The following is a 23,995-nucleotide window of genomic DNA, read 5'->3' as shown; positions in this document are numbered from 1 at the left end:
CCTCCGAGGAGCCTCGAAAGCGAGTTTCAGCGGTTGCAAATACCCAAATGGAATTGCGACAAACTTCAAAAAATAGTGACTAGTTAGAAAGAAATAACGTGAGGAAAACAGCGGATGATTGGTTTAACTCAGAGTGAAAGTGAATACAGGGGGAAGGATTAACTTAAAAAACGAGTTTTTAATTCAGTGCAGGATAAGTGAGCTGGAAATAAAGGCGTTATTTGGCAAAGAGGTTTTTATCAGAATTCGATGATTATAAAAAGAAAAACGGCGCCATAAAGGCACCGTTTCATATTTTCACAAGCAATAACCCGGCTGGTTGCGAACAACTTAACCGTAGATATTAGCGCGATCACGTAATTCTTTACCCGGCTTAAAGTGCGGAACGTATTTACCTTCCAACTCTACTTTATCGCCAGTTTTCGGATTACGACCAACACGCGGAGCACGGTAGTGAAGAGAAAAACTGCCAAATCCGCGGATCTCAATGCGCTCACCTTCGGCTAATGTTCCAGCCATATGTTCAAGCATTTCTTTCACTGCATCCTCAACGGCCTTCGCCGGTACATGAGATTGCTGGCCAGCAAGTCTTTCAATAAGTTCAGACTTGGTCATATTACCTCCAAGCTTTGCAGCTAAACTACCGTATAGGGGCGGAGAAACCGCCCCCCGTTATTACTCGCCTTTTGCAGCTTTGAACGCTTCAGCCATAGCGTTAGAGAAGTTGCTTTCTTCTGGCTTACTGTTAACAGTAGCGATTGCATCTTTCTCATCAGCTTCGTCTTTCGCACGAACAGACAGGCTAATTACGCGGTTTTTACGGTCAACGCCAGTATATTTGGCTTCAACTTCATCACCTACGTTCAGTACCAGCGTTGCATCTTCAACGCGGTCACGAGTTGCTTCAGAAGCACGCAGGTAACCTTCTACGCCGCCTGCCAATTCAACTGTAGCACCTTTAGCGTCAACTGCAGTTACTTTACCAGTAACAATAGCACCTTTCTTGTTCATAGACAGGTAGTTATTGAACGGGTCTTCTGCCAGTTGTTTCACGCCCAGGGAGATGCGCTCGCGCTCTGCGTCAACTTGCAGAACAACAGCTGCGATCTCGTCACCTTTCTTGTATTCACGAACTGCTTCTTCGCCTGCAACGTTCCAGGAGATGTCAGACAGGTGAACCAGGCCGTCGATGCCGCCGTCCAAGCCGATGAAGATACCGAAGTCAGTGATAGACTTGATTTTACCTTCAACGCGGTCGTTTTTGTTGTGAGTTTCTGCAAACAGCTGCCATGGGTTAGATTTGCACTGTTTCAGGCCCAGAGAAATACGACGACGTTCTTCATCGATGTCCAGAACCATAACTTCCACTACGTCGCCTACGTTAACAACTTTAGACGGGTGAATGTTTTTGTTGGTCCAATCCATTTCAGAAACGTGTACCAGACCTTCAACGCCTTCTTCGATTTCTACGAAGCAGCCGTAATCAGTCAGGTTGGTTACACGACCAGTCAGCTTAGTGCTTTCTGGGTAACGTTTAGCGATAGCAACCCATGGATCTTCGCCCAGCTGTTTCAAGCCCAGGGATACACGAGTACGTTCGCGGTCGAACTTCAGCACTTTAACAGTGATTTCGTCGCCCACATTGACGATTTCGCTTGGATGCTTAACGCGTTTCCAAGCCATGTCAGTAATGTGCAGCAAGCCATCAACGCCGCCCAGATCAACGAATGCACCGTAGTCAGTCAGGTTCTTAACGATACCTTTAACTTCCATGCCTTCTTGCAGGTTTTCCAGCAATTGATCGCGTTCTGCGCTGTTTTCTGATTCGATAACGGCACGACGAGAAACAACTACGTTGTTGCGTTTCTGATCCAGCTTGATGACTTTGAACTCAAGCTCTTTGCCTTCCAGATGCAGAGTATCGCGAACTGGACGCACGTCAACCAGTGAACCTGGCAGGAACGCACGGATGCCGTTCAGTTCGACTGTGAAGCCGCCCTTCACTTTACCGTTGATCACGCCGATTACAGTTGCAGCAACTTCGAAAGCTTTTTCCAGAGTCAGCCATGCTTCGTGACGCTTAGCTTTCTCACGGGACAGCTGAGTTTCACCGAAGCCATCTTCAACTGCGTCCAGTGCAACGTCAACTTCGTCGCCAACCTGAATTTCCAGTTCGCCTTGCGCGTTCTTGAACTGTTCTGCTGGAATTGCGGATTCGGATTTCAGACCGGCGTCAACCAGTACGATATCTTTATCGATAGAAACAACAACACCACGGACGATAGAGCCCGGACGTGTTTCAATTGTTTTCAGGGATTCTTCAAAGAGTTGAGCAAAAGATTCTGTCATGTTAATAATCTTCAGGATTCTTAAGTTTAACGTCCATCGGGCATCCTGCCTAATGGGGTTGTTTCACATGCCTCGCCGTCCATCCTTGGCAGTAAGGTTAATTTGCCCTTTAATAACAAGTTATTAAGAGCTCGGTTCTTGCTACGCTGACGTTATTAACACGACGGCAACGCTAAAACTTTTTGGGCATACGCCAGCGCTTGTTCAATCACCTGCTCGATGGACATACTGGTTGAATCCAGTATTAACGCATCGGCTGCGGGTACTAAAGGCGCTATAGACCGATTACGATCGCGATCATCTCGCTCCTGTATCTCGGCTAAAAGACGTTCAAAGTTAACATTAAAGCCCTTTTCCTGCAACTGTAGCATGCGTCTGTGTGCTCGTTCTTCCGAACTGGCATCAAGAAATATCTTCACTGGCGCATCGGGAAACACTACGGTTCCCATATCTCTGCCGTCGGCAATCAGACCCGGCGCTTCGCGAAATGCCCGCTGACGGCGCAACAGCGCCTCACGAACACGCGGGAAAGCGGCTGCCTGAGAGGCGGTATTACCCACTGTTTCAGTGCGGATAGCATTGCTGACATCCTCACCTTCAAGAATAACGCGTAATTCTCCGTTTTCTGCGACAAAACGGACGTCGAGATGGGCGGCAAGTGGAACCAGTGCCTCTTCGGTGCTGATATCGACCTGATGATGCAACGCAGCCAAGGCTAAAACGCGGTAGATTGCACCTGAATCCAGTAAACGCCATTTCAGCGTTTCAGCCAGTGCTTTACACAGCGTGCCTTTGCCTGCACCACTCGGTCCATCAACGGTTATCACCGGGGCTATCGCCGTCATTTCTCTCTCCTTTCGGTAGGCAAAACCTCTTGTCTACCCCATCGGGTAAACACAGGTGCGACATTATACGCCGCATCTGCGAGAACTGTTACCCTGCGAGGTGTAGTTGCTGAAAATAAAACCACACCACGTTGAATAAGTTTAGGGAAAATTGATGTGTTTTGCTGAACATATTTTCAATTTGTATAAATGGGAAGGTTATCCCGCCCATTTATTAATAAGAAGCATACTTTAATACAAACCATGCTTAAACCAGCAGAATCATGCGGTTTGGCTTAAGCGAGCCAACTGTTCGAAATAGTCAGGGAAGGTTTTTGCGGTACATTTCGGATCGAGAATAGTGACCGGCGTATCCGATAACGCCACCAGCGAGAAACACATCGCCATACGATGATCGTTATAAGTGCCGATCTCTGCCGCGATCAGCTGCGCAGGTGGAAGCACGCGAATATAGTCGTGGCCTTCTTCCACTTCTGCTCCAACTTTACGCAGTTCGGTGGCCATGGCTGCCAGACGATCGGTTTCTTTTACCCGCCAGTTATAAATATTGCGAATGATTGTTGGCCCTTCGGCAAACAGCGCGGTGGTAGCAATGGTCATCGCCGCATCGGGAATATGGTTCATGTCCATATCGATGCCTCGTAACTCCCCTCGGCTACATTCGATATAATCATCACCCCAACGGATGATTGCACCCATTTTTTCCAATACGTCAGCAAATTTGGTATCGCCCTGCACGCTTTTCTTACCGATTCCGGTCACACGTACAGTGCCACCTTTGATCGCTGCCGCAGCGAGGAAGTAAGAGGCGGAGGACGCATCGCCTTCTACCAGATATTCACCCGGCGAACGATAAGTTTGGCCGCCCGCAATATAGAAGATCTGATAGTTTTCGTGCGTCACTTCAACGCCAAAGCTTTGCATCAAATGCAAAGTAATATCGATATAAGGTTTGGAAACCAAATCGCCTTGAATACGAATTTGCGTATCCTGCGCAGCCAAAGGTGCTGCCATCAACAGCGCCGTCAGGAACTGGCTGGATACGCTGCCGTCAACGGTCAGCTCGCCGCCGCGGAAACCACCGCGAATACGCAGCGGCGGATAATTTTCCTGTTCCAGATAATCAATCTGCGCGCCGCCCTGACGCAATGCGTCCACCAAATGGCCTATTGGGCGTTCTTTCATACGTGGCTCGCCGGTTAATATCACGTCGCCGTGGCTCAGGCACAAAGCAGCAGCCAATGGGCGCATTGCGGTGCCTGCGTTACCGAGGAATAACTCTACCGGCTCAGCGGCCAACAGCGGGCTCCCCAGCCCGTCAATCTCACATTGGGTGCGATCGGCGGAAAGACGATAATTAACGCCCAACGTTTTCAGGGCATTCAGCATATGGCGAATATCATCGCTATCTAACAGATTGTTTAGCCGGGTTGTCCCCTCAGCCAGTGCCGCCAGCAGCAGGGCGCGATTAGACACACTTTTGGAGCCGGGAAGATTAACGGTGCCGTCAATCAGCGCGATGGGTTGTAACGTCAGGGATTCCAGCATGGGAAAAACACTCTCCAGTCTTCTATTAATCAACAACCCCGCATGAACGGGGCTGTTTTGAGGCAAAAAATGGCGGCACATACCGCTAAATACATTGGGAAAATAACTGCCGATAAAGCAGGAAATCCCTGAAACGCTATCAGGCATGGCGACGTTCAAAGTCAACCATAAAATCAGTTAATACTTTAACGCCTTCAATCGGCATAGCGTTATAAATGGACGCCCGCATACCGCCTGCAACCCGATGGCCTTTCAACGCTTGCAGGCCCAACGCTTCGGCTTCACTGAGGAAAACGTTATCCAGTTCCGGTTTAGCCAGTTGGAACGGAATATTCATCCAGGAACGGTTGGCCGTGGCCACCTGATTGCGATAAAAATCGCTGCTATCAATAGCACTATAAAGTAATTCGGCTTTGGCGCGGTTACGTTTTTCCATTTCCACCAGACCGCCCTGCTCTTTCAACCACTTAAAGACCATGCCGGAAAGATACCAGGCGAAGGTTGGCGGCGTGTTGAACATCGAGTCATTCTTCGCCAATACCTGATAATCCAAAATAGACGGCACATGTTTGTGCGCTTTGCCCAGCAGGTCTTCACGAACAATCACCAACGTCAAACCCGCAGGCCCGATATTCTTCTGTGCGCCAGCGTAAATCAGGCCATAGCGGCTGATATCAATAGGACGGGAAAGAATCGATGAGGAATAATCGGCCACCACGATTTTATCGCCAAAATCGGGATCTTCATGGATCGCCACGCCGTCGATGGTTTCGTTCGGGCAATAATGCACATAGGCTGCATCCGCGCTTAACTGCCATTGGCTCATAGGCAGAACGCCGGTCAGACCATCAATTTGTGCTTTAATATCAATAACATTTGGCTCGCAATATTTCTGAGCTTCATTAATGGCGCTGTGTGCCCAATAGCCGCCATCGATGTAATCTGCCGAGGTTTTATCACCCAGCAGATTCTGCGGCACTGCGGCAAATTGCGCTCTGGCTCCGCCGTGGCAAAACAGCACTTTATAATTATCAGGAATTTTCAACAGATCCCGCAGATCCTGTTCGGATTGCTCGGCCACTTGAATGAATTCTTTACTGCGATGGCTGATTTCCATCACTGAGGTGCCAATGCCATGCCAGTTGCATAATTCTTGTTGTGCACGACGCAGAACTTCCACCGGCAGCATTGCTGGGCCAGCGCTAAAATTGTAAACCTGTGTCATTTCCCCTCACCGCTTTCACTGAGATAATCATCGTTTTAACCCATACATCGGTTTTATCATTCGCATTCAACGGCTGCAACGCTTATTCATCCAGAAGGTCGAAAGCGTCCCGGCGTTTTATAGCGGTTCGCCCGCCTATTGGCATTTCATGCAGAATTATTCGCTGAAAGTTAATGACTATGCGACTCACTACGCGATAGATAACTCAATTTGAGCTTGAATGACGTCAGGTGCGCGTTAGCGGCGGGTTTTGGTGCGAAAAAGGATTCGGGGTAAAAAGGGGCAGCGAGCCGCCCCCGAATTAATAAAATGAACGACTTAGTAAGTCAGGAACATTTTTTGAATTTCCTGCGGATTTTTGGTCTGCGTTAAGGCTAATTGCAGCAATACGCGAGCTTTTTGCGGATTCAACAGGCCAGAAGCCACAAAACCGTACTTGGTATCGTCAACTTCAGCATCCTGCGTGGTAGAACCGGTTGGTACGCGAGAAGAACGCACCACGGCGACGCCATTGTGTGCCGCAGTTGCCAGAGTGTCGAAGACGCTGTGGTACATGTTGCCATTACCCACACCGGCGCTGACGATGCCCTGATAACCATCGGCGATAAAGGCTTTGGCTGGAAGATCGGACGCGTTTGCATAGCTATAAACGATGCCAACTTTCGGCAAGGTCGTCAGTTTGGTGACGTCAAACGGAGTTTGTTTGTGTTCGCTTGCGTGCAGATAATTCACTTTACCGTCATGGATCAAGCCGACGGTACCGGTGTTTGGTGACTGGAAGGTCTGTACTGAAGTGGTGCTGGTCTTGGTCACATCGCGGCCATCCAATACCACATCGTTCATTGCCACCAAGACGCCGCGCTTGGCTGACTGCGGATCACTGGCAACAACCACTGCATTATAAAGATTCAGTGGGCCATCAGCGCCCATTGCTGTAGCTGGGCGCATTGCGCCAACCACAACCACAGGTTTATCGCATTTTACCGTCAAATCGAGGAAGTAAGCCGTTTCTTCCAGAGTATCGGTACCGTGAGTAATCACAAAACCATCGGTTTTTGCACAGTCTGCATTGATTCTCTTAGCCAGTTTCAACCAGACATCGTCATTCATGTCTTGGGAACCGATATTGACCAATTGCTCGCCGTGTACGTTGGCAATGTTTTTGATTTCCGGAACTGCATTAACCAAGGCATCCACACCAATTTTCCCCGCGGTGTAGTTGGATTTGGTGGCTGAATCGCCGCCGCCAGCAATGGTGCCGCCGGTCGCTAACAGCGTAATATTCGGCATAGCCAAGGCCGAACCACTAATCCCTGCCAAAATCCCTGCCAAAACGGTTAATTTTAAAGACTTCATCTTGCCAACTCCCTTTTTTATAAATGAATGAATTATCCGGTAAATCCACACAAATACTGTGACATATATTGTGCTTTAGGAATACATGGAGCTATCGGCCAAAACCCCGTATGATTGCGCGTTTTTAGTACGGTCAAAAAGTGAAAAACATGACGCAAACTTTTATCCCCGGCAAAGACGCTGCGCTGGAAGACTCCATTTCCCGTTTTCAGCAAAAACTGAGCGATCTCGGTTTTAATATTGAAGAAGCTTCCTGGCTCAATCCGGTTCCTCATGTTTGGTCAGTGCATATCCGCGATCGCGACTGTCCGCTGTGTTTTACCAACGGCAAAGGCGCGAGCAAAAAGGCCGCACTGGCCTCCGCTCTGGGTGAATATTTTGAGCGTTTATCAACTAACTATTTCTTCGCTGATTTTTATTTGGGTAAAGAAATCGCCAACGGTGAGTTCGTTCATTATCCCAATGAGAAGTGGTTCCCTATTCCGGCTGATGGCTCCCTGCCACAAGGCATTCTCGATGCCCGGCTGCACGCTTTTTATGACCCAGACAAAGAGCTAAATGCCAATGATCTGGTGGACTTACAGTCAGGTAACGTTGAGCGCGGAATCTGTTCCCTGCCCTTTACCCGTCAATCTGACCTGGAGACAGTATATATTCCTATGAATATCATAGGAAATCTTTATGTGTCTAATGGTATGTCTGCTGGTAATACCGCCAATGAAGCACGTGTCCAAGGTTTGTCAGAAGTTTTCGAACGCTATGTGAAAAACCGCATTATTGCGGAATCCATCAGCCTGCCCGAAATCCCGCAAGAGGTGCTGAACCGCTACCCTGGCGTAGTTGAAGCCATTGCAAAACTGGAAGAGGAAGGTTTCCCAATCCTTTCTTATGACGCCTCTTTGGGCGGCGCTTACCCGGTTATTTGCGTCGTCTTATTCAACCCTTCTAACGGAACTTGTTTTGCTTCATTCGGCGCGCATCCTGACTTCGGCGTAGCGCTGGAGCGCACCGTGACCGAATTGTTGCAAGGCCGCAGCCTGAAAGATTTGGATGTTTTCACCGCTCCAACCTTCGATGACGAAGAAGTGGCCGAACACACCAATCTGGAAACTCACTTTATCGATTCCAGCGGTTTAATTAGCTGGGATATGTTCAAGCAGGACGCAGACTATCCGTTCGTTGACTGGAATTTCAGCGGCACAACCGAAGAAGAATTCGCTACGCTGATGGCGATCTTCAAACAGGAAGATGCTGAAGTTTACATTGCAGATTATGAGCATTTGGGCGTTTACGCCTGCCGTATTCTGGTACCGGGTATGTCCGACATCTATCCGGCAGAAGATTTGCTGATGGCCAATAACACTATGGGCGTACATCTGCGTGACACTCTGCTGGCGTTGCCAGGCACCGAGTGGAAGCCAGAGCAGTATCTGCAATTGATCGAACAGCTGGACGACGAAGGTCTGGATGATTTTGCCCGCGTTCGTGAACTGCTGGGCATCGCCTCTGGGAAAGACAACGGCTGGTATACCCTGCGCGTTGGCGAGCTGAAATCCATGCTGGCGCTAGCCGGTGGTGATTTGGAGCAAGCGTTGATTTGGGTTGAGTGGACGCAGGATTTCAACGCCTCCGTATTTACTCCTGAACAGGCTAACTATTACCGTTGCCTGCAAACCTTGCTGCTGCTGACTCAAGAGCCGGATCGCGATCCTGCCCAATATCATGGCGCATTCATGAAAATGTACGGTCAAGATGCTGTGGATGCCGCTTCTGCCGCCCTTTGTGGCGAAGTTCGCTTCCACGGGCTGTTTAGCATCGATCCTGATTTGAAAGCATTACCGGCACATCAGGCGCTGTTGGGAGCCTATGAGAAGTTGCAAGCGGCCAAGCGTCGTTACTGGGCAAAAAACTAATAGCTTTGTTCCAGTTCTGAAAACTGCTATCTCATCAAGCGACGGCGAATCCTATGGGTTCGCCGTTTTTTTACCCTACATTTATCTATCCTCATTTTTATCGCTGTATGTTCTATAAGCGCCGAGTTATATAAAGCACCGAGTTATATAAACTGTGCGCTTAATAAATAGACATCTCAGCGCCTGAATTATTATTTATGCAGAAATTCCCATCGCCAGAATTATTTTTTCATCAAAAAACAGTTATTATTTTTGGGAGAAAATGGCACTTTTAGACAAATAATTCCGCCTAAAGCTCGCATTCTTATGGGCAGGTAAATAAATAGTTAATTTTTAATAGCGTGGTTGAAGGCGATAATCTACAAATTACGCTATTTATTAACCTTTTCTTCATCGAATTGAACGTTTAATCAAAATTTTTTGTAAATCTTAAAATATTTTTTCTCTTTAAATATCAATGAAATAACATGATTAACCATTGAGATTGCAGGTGTTTATGGCTGATTAAAGTGGCCCAATATGATCCACGTCAATTTTCACGCTATACTGCTTTGCTAGTATCTCGTTGTGCTTTATTAACCCTAAAGAGAGAGTTAGTGTGAAAGCTGACAACCCCTTCGATGCATTACTACCTGCGGCCATGGCGAAAGTAGCCGAAGATGCCGGTGTCTACAAAGCCACCAAGCATCCGATGAAAACTTTCTATCTGGCAATTACTGCGGGCGTGTTTATCTCAATCGCTTTTGTATTTTACATTACAGCTACTACTGGCACCGCGGGCGTTCCTTTCGGCTTTGCGAAATTAGTTGGCGGTATCTGCTTCTCACTGGGTTTGATGTTAGTCGTGGTATGCGGCGGCGACCTCTTTACTTCCACCGTATTAACCACCGTAGCGAAAGCCAGCGGCCGGATTACCTGGCGTCAGTTGGGGACTAACTGGGTGAATGTTTACGTTGGAAACCTGGCCGGAGCGCTGTTTTTTGTCGCCCTGATCTGGTTTGCCGGTCAATACATGGTTGCCAACGGCCAATGGGGCTTGAATGTGCTGCAAACCGCAGATCACAAATTGCACCATACTTTTATTCAAGCAGTATGTTTGGGCATTTTAGCTAACCTGATGGTGTGCTTAGCGGTATGGATGAGTTACTCCGGCCGTACCATTATGGACAAAATGTTCGCGATGATTCTGCCAGTCGGTATGTTTGTCGCCAGCGGCTTTGAACATAGCATCGCCAACATGTTTATGATTCCTATGGGCATAGTGATTAAAAACTTCGCTTCGCCTGAGTTCTGGCAAGCCATAGGAGCAACACCTGAGCAATTTGCTAATCTGACCGTAAGTAACTTTGTTATCGACAACCTCATTCCTGTTACCATCGGTAACATCATTGGTGGCGGGTTATTGGTAGGGTTAACTTATTGGGTAATTTATCTGCGCGGTGACCAGCAACATTAAAGTGTGGCCGCTACGTCTGGTTTTCGAAGAAATTCACATTAAAAGGTAGATGCATTATGACCGAACTTAATGAAAAATTGGCCAACGCATGGCAAGGTTTTACCGAGGGTGACTGGCAGAACGAAGTAAACGTTCGTGACTTCATCCAGAAGAACTACACCCCATATGAAGGTGACGAATCCTTCCTGGCCGGCTCTACCAAAGCAACCGATGAGCTGTGGGCCAAGGTCATGGAAGGCATCAAACTGGAAAACCGCACTCATGCGCCAGTTGACTTCGATACCGACGTAGCATCAACCATCATCTCCCACGACGCTGGTTACATTAGCAAAGATTTGGAAACCATCGTTGGTTTGCAGACTGAAGCACCATTGAAACGCGCCCTGATTCCATTCGGCGGCATCAAAATGGTTGAAAACTCCTGCAAAGTTTACGGTCGTGAGCTGGATCCACAGCTGAAAAAAGTGTTCACCGAATACCGCAAAACCCATAACCAGGGCGTATTCGATGTTTACACCAAAGACATCCTGAACTGCCGTAAATCCGGTATCCTGACCGGTCTGCCGGATGCTTATGGTCGTGGTCGTATCATCGGTGACTATCGTCGCGTAGCCGTTTACGGTATCGACTTCCTGATGAAAGACAAACTGGCTCAGTTCAATTCATTACAGTCACGTCTGGAAAACGGCGAAGATCTGGAAATGACCATCCAACTGCGCGAAGAAATTGCTGAACAGCATCGTGCACTGGGTCAAATCAAAGAAATGGCAGCTAAATACGGCTGCGATATTTCTCGTCCTGCGACTAACGCCCGTGAAGCGGTACAGTGGACTTACTTCGGCTACCTGGCCGCGGTGAAATCCCAGAACGGTGCAGCGATGTCCTTCGGCCGCGTGTCTACTTTCCTGGACGTGTACATTGAACGCGACATGAAAGCCGGCAAACTGACCGAAATCGAAGCGCAAGAGTTGATTGACCATCTGGTGATGAAACTGCGTATGGTTCGCTTCCTGCGTACCCCTGAATACGATGAGCTGTTCTCCGGTGACCCAATCTGGGCAACTGAGTCTCTGGCTGGTATGGGCGTTGACGGTCGTACTCTGGTAACTAAAACCAGCTTCCGCTTCCTGAATACCCTGTACACCATGGGGCCATCTCCAGAGCCGAACATGACCATTCTGTGGTCTGAGAAACTGCCGTTGAACTTCAAGAAGTTCGCAGCGAAAGTTTCTATCGACACCTCATCTGTACAGTATGAAAACGATGATTTGATGCGTCCTGACTTCAACAACGATGACTATGCCATTGCATGTTGCGTCAGCCCAATGATCGTCGGTAAACAAATGCAGTTCTTCGGCGCTCGTGCCAACCTGGCGAAAACCATGTTGTACGCAATCAACGGCGGCGTTGACGAAAAACTGAAAATTCAGGTAGGCCCGAAAGAAGCGCCAATGATGGACGAAGTGCTGGACTATGACAAAGTCATGGAACGCATGGACCACTTCATGGATTGGCTGGCTAAACAATACGTGACTTCGCTGAACATCATTCACTACATGCATGACAAGTACAGCTACGAAGCTGCGCTGATGGCTCTGCATGACCGTGATGTATATCGCACCATGGCTTGCGGTATCGCAGGTCTGTCCGTTGCTGCTGACTCCCTGTCTGCTATCAAATACGCGAAAGTAACGACTATTCGTGATGAAGATGGTCTGGCAGTCGACTTCAACATCGAAGGCGAATATCCACAGTTCGGTAACAACGATTCTCGCGTTGATGACATCGCCTGTGACCTGGTTGAGCGCTTCATGAAGAAAATTCAGAAGCTGCGTACCTACCGTAACGCGGTACCAACTCAGTCAGTTCTGACCATTACCTCTAACGTGGTTTATGGTAAGAAAACCGGTAACACCCCAGACGGTCGTCGCGCGGGTGCCCCATTCGGTCCAGGTGCTAACCCAATGCACGGTCGTGACCAGAAAGGTGCTGTTGCCTCTCTGACTTCCGTTGCCAAACTGCCGTTTGCCTATGCGAAAGATGGTATTTCTTATACCTTCTCCATCGTACCAAACGCTTTGGGTAAAGATGACGAAGTGCGTAAAGCTAACTTAGCGGGTCTGATGGACGGTTACTTCCATCACGAAGCGTCCATCGAAGGTGGTCAACACCTGAACGTGAACGTGATGAACCGTGAAATGCTGTTAGACGCGATGGAAAATCCGGAAAAATATCCGCAGCTGACCATCCGTGTATCGGGTTACGCAGTACGCTTCAACGCGCTGACCAAAGAACAGCAACAGGATGTTATTACTCGTACTTTCACTCAGTCGATTTAATAACCCGATACGCAAAGAATTTGGAGTGACGGACAGGTAGCAAGAAAACAAAGCCCGATGAACTGACTTAAGTCGCTGATTTAGGCTCGTGTATCCGCTAACAACCCTGTTGCTTCAAGTCCGAAGGGTATAAACTTAAAGGCTCCACGACTGTGGGGCCTTTACTTATCAAGCACAGCTATTTTCACCAACCACCGCACGATGTACTTGCCAGAAAAGTCTGTTTTGCCAGCCATCTACCCTGAGTGGGTGCCCGGCAAAACAGTTTTATCCGACCTAGCGTCGGCAGCAGGAGTGCCAGCTCAGACGTTGTGATCGCCCGAATCACCGAGCTAACAAGGGCATCCCCTTCCTCCTGCCCTGCCGCCGTTATGTTGATTTCGACTGCTATTGAACGGTCAATTTGGAGAACCCCCTGCAATGTCTGTACTTGGTCGCATTCACTCATTTGAATCCTGTGGCACCGTTGATGGTCCCGGCATCCGCTTTATCGTTTTCTTTCAAGGCTGTTTGATGCGTTGCCTGTACTGTCACAACCGCGACACTTGGGATACCCACGGCGGTAAGGAAGTGACGGTTGAAGAGCTGGTCAAAGAAGCCGTGACCTACCGACACTTTATGAACGCATCCGGCGGCGGCGTGACCGCATCCGGCGGCGAAGCCATTTTACAGGCTGAATTTGTGCGTGACTGGTTCCGCGCTTGTCATAAAGAAGGCATTCATACCTGTCTGGATACCAACGGATTTGTTCGCCGTTACGATCCGGTGATTGATGAATTGCTGGATGAAACCGATTTGGTGATGTTGGATCTGAAACAAATGGATGATTCCATTCATCAAAATCTGGTCGGCGTGTCTAACCATCGTACTCTGGAATTCGCTCGTTATCTGGCGAAACGCAACCAGAAAACCTGGATTCGCTACGTTGTGGTTCCGGGTTGGTCAGATGACGATAAATCCGCCCATATGTTAGGTGAGTTTACCCAAAATATGACTAACATCGAGAAAATCGAATTGCTACCTTACCATGAGTTAGGCAAGCATAAATGGGTAGCCATGGGCGAAGAATATAAGCTGGACGGCGTTAAGCCACCATCCAAAGAAATTATGGATCGAGTGAAAGGTATCCTGGAAAGTTACGGTCACAAAGTGATTTACTGACTTACCGTTTATTCTGCCAGCCGGGATTTCGCAACCGGCTGGCAGAGAGCGTTACACCGCCGCAAAAGGCGTGTGTTGCTGATCCGGTTTCTTCAGCAGCATCATCAGATACACCAATGCCACTCCCGCAATCATCACGAATAATAAATTATCAGAAAAATTCTGCATCAGCATTGATGTCATGGTCGGCCCAGCCAGACTGCCGATGGTGTAACTCATCAATAAAGCCTGATTCATCGCCACTAACTCATCGGAACTGGCTTTTTCACAGGCCCAGGCCATAGCGACTGGATAGAGCGTAAAACCTGCCGCCCCCAGAATAAATAGCGCTGGCGCCATCGCATAGTTACTGAGCATCGCGATACAGCCCAATATCACGACAAATACCTGAATACGCAGCACCAGCAGGCGACCATAGCGATCGGCCATGCGCCCTACCGGCCATTGTCCGAAGATCCCCGAACTGACCAGCAGCGCCATCCACCATCCGACGTTGGCATCGCTCATCCCCTGATGGGATAAATACAGCGGCATTAGCCCGTAGAGCGATCCCAGCACGATACCTGAGATAATACAGCCATTGATACCCAAGCGAGCGCTACGACGCTTAAACATCGGCCAAACCTTCACATGGGTGGTTTCAGCCGACTGATTAGCGAAGTGAGCAAATAGAAGTGGCAACATCGCAGTAATCACCAACGCGCTCACCCAAGGAATCACGCTGGCCAACTGGGTAGAGACCATGCCCAAGAGCAGTTGGCCACCCACGGTGCCCAGATAATATATCGTCATATACGCCGCCAATAGCTGTCCACGATTAGTTGGCGTGCCGCTGCGTAACAATGCGCTTTCTACAATTACCCAAATCAACGCGCAGGCTACACCGGCCATAAAACGCCAGCCCAACCAGCTCCAGAAATCGACTGACAGCATCAGCCCGCAGGTCGCCGCCGCAAATAACAGGCAAGAGTAGTGATAGCTGCGATTAAAGCCCAAACGCTGAATAAGTCGGCCAGCGATCAAGGTTCCCGCAAGATTACCGCTGAAATATGAAGAACTTACCATACCCACTTGCCACACTGGCAAATGCTGGTGGCTAAGCCACAGGGGAACTAATGTATTTAATACCGCGATTGAAACTGTAAATAGCAAAAGCCCACAGAGCAACAATAGCACTGGGCGAGAGTATGCGGACATAGTGAAACGAGGACCGTTGGCGCGATGGAAAGTGAGCGCATCATGCCACTGGTGATAAAAAAGTCAATTGCTCTGACAGTGGTAATAGCACGATATGCTACCAGCGTGGTTTTTATGCTATCTCATCAAACAATAAGCCTGCAAACAAAATGTTGAGTTTCTCCACTTTTACTTTCAGGAACTTCCCCCATCTCAGGAGATATTCCGAAATAAACGCCCAAATTTAGGCCATTAAAAAGCCCCGCAATGCGAGGCTTTGAACATCAACAGCTGAAATCTATGGCTTAGCCGCCAATGTATTCCAAGCCGCCCATGTACGGACGTAATACTTCGGGAACCTGAATACGACCATCCGCTTGCTGATAGTTTTCCAGTACCGCGACTAAAGTACGGCCAACAGCCAGACCAGAACCATTCAGGGTATGAACCAGACGTGGTTTACGGTCAACTTTGTTACGGCAGCGCGCTTGCATACGACGCGCCTGGAAATCCCACATATTGGAACATGAGGAGATTTCGCGGTAAGTGTTCTGCGCGGGCAGCCACACTTCCAGATCGTAGGTTTTGCTTGAACCGAAGCCCATGTCGCCGGTGCACAGCAACATTTTACGATAAGGCAGACCCAGCAATTGCAGTACTTTCTCCGCGTGGCCGGTCAGTTCTTCCAGCGCATCCATGGAATCTTCTGGACGAGTGATCTGTACCATTTCGACTTTATCGAACTGATGCATACGAATCAGACCACGGGTATCCCGACCATAAGAACCGGCTTCTGAACGGAAACACGGCGTATGGGCAGTCATTTTCAGTGGCAGGGATTCTTCTTCCAGAATCTCGTCGCGTACCAGGTTGGTTACTGGCACTTCTGCCGTTGGAATCAGCGCGTAGTTGCTGCTGTCAGACTCTTCTTCCAGCGGTTTGGTGTGGAACAGATCGCCACCAAATTTAGGTAATTGGCCAGTGCCGTAAAGCGTGGCGTGGTTAACCAGATACGGAACGTAAGTTTCCAGATAGCCGTGCTTTTCAGTGTGCAGATCCAGCATGAACTGCGCTAATGCGCGATGCATACGGGCAATTTGCCCTTTCATCACCACAAAACGCGCGCCGGTCAGCTTAACCGCAGCAGCAAAATCCAGACCGCCAGCCATTTCACCTAGAGCAACGTGATCGCGAACGTCAAAATCATACTGGCGCGGTTCGCCCCAACGGCTCACTTCCAGATTGTCGTTCTCATCTTTACCGACTGGCACAGAATCATCCGGCAGGTTAGGAATAGAAAGCGCCAAATCGCGAATTTCGTTTTGCAGCGTTTCCAATTCCGCTTTAGCGGCATCCAGCTGGTCACCCAACGCATTAACTTCAAGACGTAATGGCTCGATATCTTCACCACGAGCTTTTGCCGCACCGATCATTTTCGATCGAGAGTTACGTTCTGCCTGCAGATTTTCTGTTTCGGTCTGTAAAACTTTGCGGCGTGCTTCTTGTGCGCGCAACGTATCAACATCAAGTTTAAAACCTCTGCGAGCAAGTTTTTCTGCGACTGCGTCTAGCTCATTGCGCAGCATATTGGGATCGAGCATGCTAGTCCTGTGCTTGTAGTTAAAAAAATAAAGGGTTGTTAGAAGAAATCTTACTGACGTAAGCGAAGTATTCTCCGCTTACCAAGTAGTTATAAAGATAACCTTACCGCAACGACAAGGCTAGCGGTAGCGTTTTATCGGGCTATTTTGATCCTGCTCAGCCAACCATGCCAGCTTTTCACCTATTTTACCTTCAAGACCGCGTGAAGTCGGCGAATAGTAGCGGGTTGCCGCCATTTCCGGCGGGAAATAGTTCTCACCGGCCGCGTAGGCATTTTGTTCGTCATGAGCATAACGATACTCCGCGCCCAGCCCCATTTCCTTCATTAATTTGGTTGGTGCGTTCCGCAGATGTTCTGGCACATCAAAATCAGGCATTTCACGTGCATCACGCATCGCCGCTTTGAAAGCGGTATAAACCGCATTACTCTTGGGCGCACAGGCAAGATAAACAATGGCTTGGGCGATGGCTCTTTCACCTTCTGCCGGGCCGACGCGGGTGAAGCAATCCCAGGCAGAAATAGCGACTTGCATCGCGCGAGGATCGGCATTGCCGACGTCTTCCGAAGCAATGGCTAACAAACGCCGGGCTACATATAGCGGATCGCCACCGGCGGTAATAATACGGGCGTACCAATACAGCGCGGCATCCGGCGCCGAGCCTCGTACCGACTTATGCAGCGCCGAAATCAGATCGTAATAGCGGTCGCCTTTGTTATCAAAGCGAGCGCTACGCTCCCCCGAAACTTCTTTCAATAATTCAGGAGTCAGTACTCGCACACCTTTGGCATCAATTTCAGCCATATCCGCCATCATTTCCAGGCTATTTAGCGCCCGGCGAGCGTCTCCTCCCACCAACTCCGACATCATGCGGCGGGTTTCATCCAGTAACTTGATATTCTGACCGCCCAAACCGCGGGTACTATCAGACATCGCCTGATCGATCACTTTCTCGATATCTGCCGCTGTCAGCGCTTTCAGCAAATAGACCCGGGCTCGAGAAAGCAAAGCCGAATTGAGTTCGAAAGAGGGATTTTCGGTGGTGGCACCGATAAAAGTAATAGTACCGTCTTCAATATGAGGCAAAAACGCATCCTGCTGGCTTTTGTTGAAGCGATGTACTTCATCAACAAACAGAATAGTCCGCCGCCCAGCATCACGGTTTTGACGCGCCCGCTCGATCGCTTCGCGGATCTCTTTGATCCCGGAGGTCACGGCAGAGATACGCTCCACATCTGCCTGCCCATAGCGGCCAATAATTTCAGCTAACGTGGTTTTACCGGTTCCCGGCGGCCCCCATAGGATCATCGAATGCAGTTGCCCTGCTTCAATCGCACGTGGCAATGGTTTACCCGGAGCTAATAAATGCTGCTGTCCGATATATTCAGCCAACGTTAAAGGCCGCATACGCGCGGCCAATGGCTGAAACTCGTTTTGAGAAAAATCGAGGGATAGATTACTCACTCACACCTCACTGGCGCTGGTCGTCCAGCGTAACCCCCTTCGGCGGGGTAAACTTGAATTTGCTGGCATCGAACGTGCTGTTTTGCTGGCCTTTCAGCACATAGGCGCTGCGCTGGCCGTCTTGTTCGACGGCGGTAAAGCCTTTGATCGTGCCGCCTGGCGTCACGCTGATGGCGAACTGTTTCAGATTACCGCTCGGCGCTTTTGGCGTCAGCTCAAAATCATCGCCTTTCTGTTTCACATTGTACTGTTTCCAGTCATCCGGATTATTGCGGGTAATCAGCATAAACGGTGTGTTGCCGGTTGAGTTTTTCAACCAGGTTGCCGTCGCCTGTTCAACAAAAGGATTATAGAACCACAGCGTTTCGCCGTCAGAGATAAGCACGCTTTCGTCTGGCGAAGTCATATGCCAGTTGAACAGATTTGGGCGTTTTACCCACAGGTCGCCTTCACCTTCTTGTACCGCCGCGCCGTCAGCGCTGGTCACGTACTGCGAGAACTTAGCGTGGAAACTGTTCACTTTGCTCAGGCGGCCTTGAAGATCCTGGCTTGCATCGGCCAAAGCGGAGGCGGAAATAACACTGGAGAGCAAACAGCAGGCAACGAGCAGCTTTTTCATGATTCCAAATACCTTGTAAATGCTATTACCCCGGCAAATATTGCCATAGGGACCTATTCAATAATTAACTATCTGCACTCTAGCCGAAGCCTATTATTCAGCTATAGCACAATAATCTGATAAACAGCATGGTTTACGCTTCTTTGCACAGCATTCACTAAAAGAATGATTGTGCGTCAATGTTACCAATCTTTCTGGTCGTAGCCTGAAACCTTAGAACGACCGCTGAAAAGCTTTAATTATCAATTTAAACGCGCTTTATCTTTTAGCTCAAGGGCCGCAATGCGGCCCTTTTATACGTCATGATCCGATCATTGATAACGATTATTCATGAGGCGGTGGAGCTAACACCTCACGGTTACCGTTATGGCCTTGCGGACTAACGATTTGCTGGGCTTCCATCTGTTCGATAATACGGGCAGCTCGGTTATAACCAATGCGGAACTGGCGTTGAACCCCGGAAATAGAGGCTCGGCGTTTTTCCAACACAAAGCTGACAGCCTGATCGAACAGCGGATCCAGTTCTTCATCGCTATCCAGCCCTAAACTACCGCCTTCGCTGTCATCACTGCCGTTAAGGATGCTTTCGATGTACTGCGGACGCCCGCGAGCCTTCCAGTCGTTAACCACCGCATGCACTTCCTGATCGCGTACAAAGGCACCGTGCACTCGCACCGGTATCGATGAGTTTGGCGCCATATACAGCATATCACCCATGCCCAACAACGATTCTGCACCGCCCTGATCGAGAATGGTACGGGAATCGATCTTGCTGGACACGGTAAAGGCAATCCGAGTCGGTATGTTAGCTTTAATCAAGCCGGTGATCACATCCACCGATGGACGCTGAGTCGCCAGCACCAGATGAATACCTGCGGCACGCGCTTTCTGCGCCAAACGGGCAATCAGCTCTTCCACTTTCTTACCGACGGTCATCATCAAATCGGCAAATTCATCTACCATCACCACGATGTATGGCAGTTTCACCAGCATTGGCGGTTCGATATCCATGCCGTCGCCTGGTTTCCAGAACGGATCGGGAATCGGACGCCCCATAGCTTCAGCCTGCGCCACGCGTTCGTTATAACCCGCTAAATTACGCACGCCAAGCGCGGACATCAGCTTATAACGTCGTTCCATTTCGCCCACACACCAGCGCAGCGCATTAGCGGCATCCTTCATATCGGTAACCACTTCGGTCAACAAATGAGGAATACCTTCATACACTGACAGTTCCAGCATTTTCGGGTCGATCATGATGAAACGAACTTCATCCGGAGTCGCTTTATACAAGATACTCAGGATCATGGCGTTAACACCGACCGATTTACCGGAACCCGTCGTACCCGCAACCAGTAAGTGTGGCATTTTGCCCAGATCCGCCACCACCGGCTGCCCGGCAATGTCTTTACCCAGCACAATAGCCAGCGGCGAAGTGTTATCACGGAATTTAGCGCAGTCCAGCACTTCTCGTAGATAGACGGTCTGGCGACGTTTATTCGGTAACTCCAACCCGACATAAGGCTTACCTGGAATCACTTCCACCACGCGCACCGCAATGGCAGAGAGAGAACGCGCCAAATCGCGCGACAGGTTAGAAATACGTGAAGCTTTCACCCCTGGAGCCAAATCCAGCTCGAAGCGGGTAATCACCGGCCCCGGCGATATTCCCACCACTTCGGCTTTGACCCGATAATCTCCAAGACGCGCTTCAACCAAACGCGCAGTTTGCTCCAAGGCAAACATATCCACCGGTTCTTCCTCTTCTGGCGGAGAAGCCAGCAGATCCAGCGTCGGCAGTGGTGTCGTTGGTTTTTGCAGCGGCTGATCGTTACGCATCAGGAACGGATGAATCAGGCTGTCCATAGCAGGAACAGGCTGCGGTACCGGTTGAGGTGCGGCCGGTGCCTGCGGAGCAGCCGTCGGATAAGTCGGCGCATTCTGGGCTGTCGAATAGGCCGACTCCGCTGGTGCCGCAGGCTGAGGAGCCACCGGCTGCTGATAGACGGGTGCGGCTGGCTGCTGCACTGGAGGTTCAGCCTGATACTGCGGTTCCGGCTGCGTGGGCTCTTCGGTATAAGGTGACAGCGTAAACAGCGGTTCGCGCGGCGTATCGTCGACCAAATCCGCAACCGGCGAGAAGGTGAATGCATTATGCGTATCAACCGGGCGACTTGGCACCACGACTGGCTCAGATTCAGAAGATATCCCGTAACGACTTTGCTGTTGAGCAGCAAAGGCCTGACGCAGCTCCGCGTCCTGCAACGCTTGTTCATCTTCCGGTTCGATCTGCGGCTCTGGCTCTGCGGCATAATTTTCACCGTAGCGCTGGTTTTCCCGATCGGCGAAAGCTTTACGCAGCATGGCCTGTTGCAACGCATCTTCGTCGTGCTGCGCTTCCACACTTTGCGGCGCGCTAGGCTGAGGCTCATCGCCCTGACGAGCGCGTTGCTCCTGCTCTGCCATGCGCTGTGACGGCAACTTGATACCATAAGAAGCCATTTCACGACGGGTAGGAATACGCACAGGGTTAGGACGAGGCAACTCAGGGCCAATACCCTGTTTAATCTGGGAGTTACTGTCACTTATAGCGGTAAACGCTGGCATAAAGGTTGCCGCGGCGGCCGTGGACACCCCATGACCCACTGCAGGAATAGAGCCGGTGACAGCCGAAGGTGAGCTTTCAGCGCCCGACTCGTCACCGAAACCAGGATTCATATAAGGCGTTGATTCCACGCGATCGCTGTGGCGCTGAGCGGCGGTAAAATCAAACGGCGACGGCTGCGGATCGGCATCCCATGTGCCCATTTGCGGCTCACGTTTCTCAGGCTCGGCGGTTGGGCGGATCGGTGCCGGTGTTTCTTCAGGAATTTCGAAGGAATATAGCGGCGGTGTCGCCAGATTCTCGGTCATTGGCGATGCGCTGTGGCTAACATTTTGCGCTGACGCAGTTTCAGCCGGCGCCGTTTCTGTCGAAGCCCACGGCTGATGCTGAGTCTGTGTCTCATCAACGTCTGTTGCCCTCATCGTGCTCAGAAGCGGATCATCATAAGGCGCTGCTGCCGTCTGTGGCGCAGCATCAGGGATAACCGGAGCAACAGCGGCATTTTCACCAGGACTTTCCGTTGGGATTTTAGTCAGCGATGGTGCCGAGAACAGGACATCATCAACGTCATCACTCGCGTTGGCTGTTGTCGCAGCAACGACCGATGCGGCTACGCCGGGTTGAGCGTCGGGTTCATCGGCAATTTCGGCATCCAGATAATCGTCATCTTCATCTCTTTGACGCTCAGATCTGCGGGAACGGTTGGTCAGAAAGGCCAAAGAACCCAGCACTACCCCACCGATTTTTTCGGCAATAACTAGCCATGACCAGCCGGTAAACAGGGTTAAGCCTACCGCCCAGATACACAGCAGCGTCAGCGTCGCGCCCACGCCGTTGAACCACGGCAGCATCGCGTTACTGAACAGGCTGCCAATCACACCGCCGGAAGCAAAGTAGTACAAATCATCGACATTCAGCGCAGCCAGCCCGCAGGATGTCAAAATCAGCGCCAGCGTGCCGATCAGTTTGAGAGAGAGGCTGAAATAGTCGATATGATCGCTGTCATCACGCTGGCGGAATGCGGCCCAGCACAACATCACCATGATCGGCGGAATGGCGTAAGCCAGCACACCAAAGGTGAAGAACAACGTATCGGCCATCCAGGCGCCAACGCTGCCACCCAGATTATGAATAGGTTCATGCCATGCGGTCTGTGACCAGCTTGGATCGGAAGGGTTGAAACTGATCAGCGCGGCCATCAGGTACGCTGCCAAAATAGTTACCACAATCAGTACGGCTTCAAGTAAACGACGCCCGTTGCTGAGTTTCTTCAGGGTAACTTCTTTATCTTCTGTATATTCCTGGCTCAAGAAAGGCTCTCCAGGTCCTGTGAATTGGTAATAGAAACAACGCCGAGAAACCTTCCCGGCGCTGAAACTGTATGAATAAACAGGAGTGTAACCAAATTACTCAGGTTTTGCACCTGCCCGTTTAGCGCGTCTTGATCACAAGACGATTGCTCTGTTTTACTTCTTCCATAACTACGTAAGTACGGGTGTCGTTCACTCCCGGCAGACGCAGCAAGGTTTCACCAAGCAATTTACGGTAGGCAGACATGTCTGGCACGCGGGTTTTCAGCAAATAGTCAAAATCGCCGGAAACCAAGTGACACTCTTGAATTTCATCAAGTTTTTGCACTGCGGTGTTAAATTGTTCAAACACATCTGGCGCACCACGATTCAGAGTAATCTCAACAACAACCAACAGTGCAGCGTCCAGATATTGCGGATTTAACAGCGCAGTGTAGCCCTGAATGAAATCCTGGCGCTCTAAGCGGCGAACACGTTCCAGACACGGCGTAGGCGATAAACCTACACGTTTTGAAAGCTCTACGTTTGAGATCCGACCATCCTTCTGAAGCTCATTCAGGATGTTACGGTCAATACGGTCAAGCTCCTTCCCCGGGCGTTTCTTATTGTCTATCATCTTATTGTCTCTCTTAATTTCCTTGAATCCGCCACATGCCCTAACCGGAAGTCGGTGTTCTGAGCCTGCCACAGACAAAGACCCACAGCCTGTTTTTGTGCAAATATATCAACATGTTCCTATCTCACACCCTGTCTGTCCAACCGCATGCGAGGTACTCGATGATTATTAGCGTCCCGAAAGAGATGAAAACATCGCGGTGCCGAATGGGATGTTTTCCAACGATACCGAGAAATCACTGCACGTAGCCACCCAGCATTAATCGAAAACGTTCCAGGGTTTTCGATTGATATCAGTGATACCAATTCTGAAATTATGGCGCGCAGATAATTTCTTCTTCCTATGATGTTTTCGCAAATGCACAGCCGATTGTCAAAGTAAAAGAAGTTAAATCAGTAGAACGTGCCAGATA

General features: G+C 49.8%; 15 protein-coding genes and 2 pseudogenes. 4 read left to right on the top strand and 13 right to left on the bottom strand.

Features of this window, described 5'->3' with window-relative positions:
• Positions 1-330 precede the first annotated feature (330 nt).
• From ihfB to ansB, 6 genes are all read right to left on the bottom strand, one after another.
• Positions 331-615, bottom strand: coding sequence for an integration host factor subunit beta (gene ihfB / locus PL78_RS02660; protein ID WP_049596507.1), 285 nt, complete (start codon positions 613-615; stop codon positions 331-333).
• Between the two features lie 60 nt (positions 616-675).
• Positions 676-2,349, bottom strand: coding sequence for a 30S ribosomal protein S1 (rpsA, locus tag PL78_RS02655; protein ID WP_049596508.1), 1,674 nt, complete (start codon positions 2,347-2,349; stop codon positions 676-678).
• A gap of 155 nt (positions 2,350-2,504) precedes the next feature.
• The gene (cmk, locus tag PL78_RS02650) at positions 2,505-3,194 is read right to left on the bottom strand and encodes a (d)CMP kinase (RefSeq protein WP_049596509.1); all 690 of its coding nucleotides are present in this window, start codon (positions 3,192-3,194) and stop codon (positions 2,505-2,507) included.
• A gap of 261 nt (positions 3,195-3,455) precedes the next feature.
• Positions 3,456-4,742, bottom strand: coding sequence for a 3-phosphoshikimate 1-carboxyvinyltransferase (aroA, locus tag PL78_RS02645; protein WP_064512896.1), 1,287 nt, complete (start codon positions 4,740-4,742; stop codon positions 3,456-3,458).
• 139 nt (positions 4,743-4,881) lie between these two features.
• Positions 4,882-5,967: a 3-phosphoserine/phosphohydroxythreonine transaminase gene (gene serC / locus PL78_RS02640; RefSeq protein WP_064512894.1), complete on the bottom strand. Its 1,086-nt coding sequence runs from the start codon at positions 5,965-5,967 to the stop codon at positions 4,882-4,884.
• Positions 5,968-6,285: 318 nt separating this feature from the next.
• Positions 6,286-7,323: an L-asparaginase 2 gene (ansB, locus tag PL78_RS02635; protein ID WP_064512892.1), complete on the bottom strand. Its 1,038-nt coding sequence runs from the start codon at positions 7,321-7,323 to the stop codon at positions 6,286-6,288.
• 149 nt (positions 7,324-7,472) lie between these two features.
• Here ansB and ycaO point away from each other — a divergent pair, with 149 nt between their 5' ends.
• From ycaO to pflA, 4 genes are all read left to right on the top strand, one after another.
• The gene (ycaO, locus tag PL78_RS02630; RefSeq protein WP_064512891.1) at positions 7,473-9,236 is read left to right on the top strand and encodes a 30S ribosomal protein S12 methylthiotransferase accessory factor YcaO; all 1,764 of its coding nucleotides are present in this window, start codon (positions 7,473-7,475) and stop codon (positions 9,234-9,236) included.
• A gap of 598 nt (positions 9,237-9,834) precedes the next feature.
• Positions 9,835-10,692, top strand: a complete 858-nt coding sequence (gene focA / locus PL78_RS02625) for a formate transporter FocA (RefSeq protein WP_064512889.1) — start codon at positions 9,835-9,837, stop codon at positions 10,690-10,692.
• A 56-nt stretch (positions 10,693-10,748) separates the two neighbouring features.
• On the top strand, positions 10,749-13,031 hold the full coding sequence (pflB, locus tag PL78_RS02620; protein WP_064512887.1) for a formate C-acetyltransferase: 2,283 nt from the start codon (positions 10,749-10,751) through the stop codon (positions 13,029-13,031).
• 420 nt (positions 13,032-13,451) lie between these two features.
• Complete coding sequence (gene pflA, locus PL78_RS02610; RefSeq protein ID WP_064512883.1) at positions 13,452-14,192, top strand: pyruvate formate lyase 1-activating protein; 741 nt, start codon at positions 13,452-13,454, stop codon at positions 14,190-14,192.
• 51 nt (positions 14,193-14,243) lie between these two features.
• Here the strand turns inward: pflA and PL78_RS02605 are convergent, their stop codons facing one another.
• From PL78_RS02605 to lrp, 7 genes and pseudogenes are all read right to left on the bottom strand, one after another.
• Positions 14,244-15,389, bottom strand: coding sequence for an MFS transporter (locus tag PL78_RS02605; RefSeq protein ID WP_064512881.1), 1,146 nt, complete (start codon positions 15,387-15,389; stop codon positions 14,244-14,246).
• 284 nt (positions 15,390-15,673) lie between these two features.
• Complete coding sequence (serS, locus tag PL78_RS02600) at positions 15,674-16,969, bottom strand: serine--tRNA ligase (RefSeq protein ID WP_064512879.1); 1,296 nt, start codon at positions 16,967-16,969, stop codon at positions 15,674-15,676.
• 120 nt (positions 16,970-17,089) lie between these two features.
• On the bottom strand, positions 17,090-18,433 hold the full coding sequence (locus PL78_RS02595; protein ID WP_064512877.1) for a replication-associated recombination protein A: 1,344 nt from the start codon (positions 18,431-18,433) through the stop codon (positions 17,090-17,092).
• Positions 18,434-18,440: 7 nt separating this feature from the next.
• The gene (gene lolA / locus PL78_RS02590) at positions 18,441-19,052 is read right to left on the bottom strand and encodes an outer membrane lipoprotein periplasmic chaperone LolA (protein WP_064512875.1); all 612 of its coding nucleotides are present in this window, start codon (positions 19,050-19,052) and stop codon (positions 18,441-18,443) included.
• 324 nt (positions 19,053-19,376) lie between these two features.
• Positions 19,377-21,608 (bottom strand): annotated as a pseudogene (locus PL78_RS21025) (DNA translocase FtsK); the annotation flags it as partial.
• A 575-nt stretch (positions 21,609-22,183) separates the two neighbouring features.
• A pseudogene (locus tag PL78_RS21020) lies at positions 22,184-22,967 on the bottom strand (DNA translocase FtsK 4TM domain-containing protein); the annotation flags it as partial.
• A gap of 121 nt (positions 22,968-23,088) precedes the next feature.
• Positions 23,089-23,583, bottom strand: coding sequence for a leucine-responsive transcriptional regulator Lrp (gene lrp, locus PL78_RS02580; protein WP_004717338.1), 495 nt, complete (start codon positions 23,581-23,583; stop codon positions 23,089-23,091).
• Positions 23,584-23,995 lie beyond the last annotated feature (412 nt).

This window comes from Yersinia entomophaga, assembly GCF_001656035.1.
GTDB lineage: Bacteria > Pseudomonadota > Gammaproteobacteria > Enterobacterales > Enterobacteriaceae > Yersinia > Yersinia entomophaga.
The sequence above is the reverse complement of the archived record's forward strand: the minus strand, read 5'-3'. Positions and strand labels throughout refer to the sequence as shown.